Below are 2883 nucleotides of genomic sequence, written 5' to 3' on the forward strand. Positions count from 1 at the left end.
AAAAATTCCTACCAGCATTACTTCCTTTGAGGTAATGCTTTTCTTTTGTAAGCCCAAACTATAAAAAATAAGCATACCTTAACCGTACGCATCATAAATCACCGTATATCATGATTTTTTTAATCAGATATACGGTGATTTCATTTTATCTGCCACATTCTGCTTGGATCATTTTTGACCAAGGCATATATTGATTTAAAATTTCCGAATGTGGATAGATATCAAGATTCGGAAAATCTGTCAGTAACTTCAAGAGATAACGATAGAAATCCACTCCGTTTGCTTTTGCCATTTCTGCGATACTTAAACAGATGGCGTTGGCTTTTGCACCAACTTCACTGACGGAAAAGAGCCAGTTTTTTCTTTTATGTGTTTAAGTACATAAAAGGAAAAACTGGATTTTTGCAAACACTCCGAAAGGAGCGAAGGCTAGTGCTGTGACTTATAGTATTGTAGAAACAGCCAAAGAAAAATTTGGTAAAATCGAAATCCTTGCGTAGGCGAGGAATTGAAGCAGCAAAAAATATAAGATATTTATCGGAGGTACAGGAATTTGAATATGACGAGACATTTTTGACAGAAGTAGAAAATCAGGCTTTAAAAATCCGATCAATGGCGTTCTCATTACTCGCATCTACATTGGGAAGCTTCTCGAAAATGTACATCAAGTATTGATAAGGATTAAGCCCATAAAACCAGAATTAAAGAGTATAAAGGGTGGCTATAAAGATATTGATGTGGTCACTGTTTCCGAACAACTAAATCAAAAAGGGATACTGGAGGATGTGGGCGGCGTAACCTATCTTACTCAATTAGCTGGCTCAGTACCAACTACAGCGAATACCATTTATTATTGTTCATACCAATTAGGTGCTCCTGTCGCAATTAATCATATCGGCACATGTTTCAACAGATTTTTCAAAGCGATAAATAAATACAACTTCAATATATCTTTGTCCATCTTTCGAGTGCGGCTTAATGACTTCTAATTTTTGAAATAGGCCCGAGATTTACTGGTGTTCCATACAATTATAAATTGTTATACACAACTTCCAGTAGCTTGATAATATTGTCTTGACATTGAAACAGTTCGTCCTGACGTTGAAATAGTTTGTCAAGAGTTTTCGTTATACTTTGAATGGCATTACCTGTGCCATAAAGTTTATTCTTGAACTCTACAAGCCCTTGCTTTATCTTTTCAATTTTATTGTCAATTACATCGGCGTATGCGAGCCATAGTATAAATTCGTACATAAAAGGATTAGATTAGTCATTCCTAGGTCCAGTTTAAAAAATTGGGTATTGCTAGGCCTAGTTTCGTATTGCAAAAAATGTGCTATTGCCGTTTATTATTTTCAGGATAGTATTTAACAACAAGAGTCAAATTGAACAGTTGTTTTTCAGTCTTTTTTCATATCGAGAAACATATACTCAGTAAGAATGACTTTAGAATAGGAGGATTTAAATGACAAACAACAACCTGTTAAGCTTTTATGATCCATATGTTTATCAGACATTAACAACCATTGTTGGTAAAATTGTTACTGTTCAAACCATAAGAGGTAGCGTTCGTGGCTCCTTGAAAAATGTATTGCCAGATCACATTGTTGTCGAATCTAACGGAACTCCCTTTTTTATTCGTACCCAGCAAATTATTTGGGTTTTTCCTGGTTAACAAAAAGGAAGTGGAGGGGAAATAATGTTTAAAAGAATAAATAAATTGGCAATTGAACTTCCTATACCCGCACACGGCGATATGAATGCTGCAGCAGCAGTACAAGAACTCTTGGGTGGCAAGTTTGGGGAGATGTCTACCTTAAATAACTATATGTTTCAGTCTTTTAACTTCAGAAATAAAAAAAAGCTAAAACCATTCTATGAGTTAGTGGCAAGCATTACAGCAGAAGAATTTGGTCATGTAGAACTTGTTTCTAATACGATTAATTTGTTATCGGTAGGTAATACTTTTCCAGGGAAACCGGATATCACTCCACTTCAAAATGGGAAGGATGCGAGAAACACCCACCATTTTATTTCTACAGCTCAAACGGCTATACCAGGTGATTCAATGGGAAGACCTTGGACTGGTGATAATGTTTTTAATAGTGGAAATCTGGTTTTAGATTTAACACATAACTTTTTTCTAGAGATTGGTGCACGTACACATAAAATGAGAGTTTATGAGATGACTGATAACCCAGTTGCTAGAACCATGATTGGGTATTTACTTGTTCGTGGAGGAACACATATCCTCGCCTATGCGAAAGCAATCGAAATTGCTACAGGGGTAGACTTGACGAAAATGCTTCCAGTTCCAAATCTTGATAACTCAAAATTTGATTATGCCAGACCGTTCATAGAAAAAGGCTTAAGCAATGTGCTATTCACATGGAGCGAAACAGAATACAGGGATATCGGAATGATTTGGAAAGGAACAAATCCGGAAAATGGGCAACCGCTTGAAGTGAAAATTGGTACTCCTGAAGGCGGACCAATTCCAAACTTAGAGGAGTTACCTGAAGAATTTGCTCCTGGTATTACTAGGGACGATTATGAATTAATCAAAAAACGTCTAATGGAAAATTTATAATGGATTTTTTGTAGGAAAGTTTTTCAACGACCTGGAGGATTTGAAGCAACTATAAGAGGATATTTTTACCAAGCAGCTAGAGAAACAGAAATTAGGTTAGCAAGGAGACTAATTAAAGGAGAACGATTTCATCCAGCGACAGCTAAAGGAGGCTTTCTCGAGTTAGAATCCCATCTTGGGTCTAAAGAAAGGTCACAGCTTTTTGGATATGAGGTTAAAACTAATGACACTGAGGAGAGCTAATTAGGCTCTCCTTTTTCTGTAATAGGATGCTTTTCTAAAACTGACTCAGC

General features: G+C 36.2%; 3 protein-coding genes and 2 pseudogenes. 4 read left to right on the forward strand and 1 reads right to left on the reverse strand.

The annotated features are described in order from the left end of the window. Nucleotides 1–145 precede the first annotated feature (145 nt). Nucleotides 146–364: pseudogene (locus tag BFI01S_RS24205) on the reverse strand (IS66 family transposase); the annotation flags it as partial. Between the two features lie 373 nt (nt 365–737). Here BFI01S_RS24205 and BFI01S_RS24725 point away from each other — a divergent pair. From BFI01S_RS24725 to BFI01S_RS24215, 4 genes and pseudogenes are all read left to right on the forward strand, one after another. Then, complete coding sequence (locus tag BFI01S_RS24725) at nt 738–989, forward strand: DnaB-like helicase N-terminal domain-containing protein (protein ID WP_244926465.1); 252 nt, start codon at nt 738–740, stop codon at nt 987–989. Nucleotides 990–1465: 476 nt separating this feature from the next. Then, nucleotides 1466–1675 (forward strand): YuzF family protein, encoded by a 210-nt coding sequence (locus tag BFI01S_RS21450; RefSeq protein ID WP_031538343.1) that lies wholly within the window; start codon nt 1466–1468, stop codon nt 1673–1675. A 24-nt stretch (nt 1676–1699) separates the two neighbouring features. Further along, nucleotides 1700–2590 (forward strand): manganese catalase family protein, encoded by an 891-nt coding sequence (locus BFI01S_RS21455; RefSeq protein WP_061794386.1) that lies wholly within the window; start codon nt 1700–1702, stop codon nt 2588–2590. A gap of 18 nt (nt 2591–2608) precedes the next feature. Further along, a pseudogene (locus tag BFI01S_RS24215) lies at nt 2609–2731 on the forward strand (cell wall hydrolase); the annotation flags it as partial. Between the last annotated feature and the right edge of the window lie 152 nt (nt 2732–2883).

Source organism: Cytobacillus firmus NBRC 15306, from assembly GCF_001591465.1.
Lineage (GTDB): Bacteria > Bacillota > Bacilli > Bacillales > Cytobacillaceae > Cytobacillus > Cytobacillus firmus.

Excerpts from the sequence above, each read along its gene's own strand:
- BFI01S_RS21450 (WP_031538343.1), top strand. The coding sequence starts at position 1,466 with ATGACAAACAACAACCTGTTAAGCTTTTATGATCCATATGTTTATCAG.
- BFI01S_RS21455 (WP_061794386.1), top strand. The coding sequence starts at position 1,700 with ATGTTTAAAAGAATAAATAAATTGGCAATTGAACTTCCTATACCCGCA.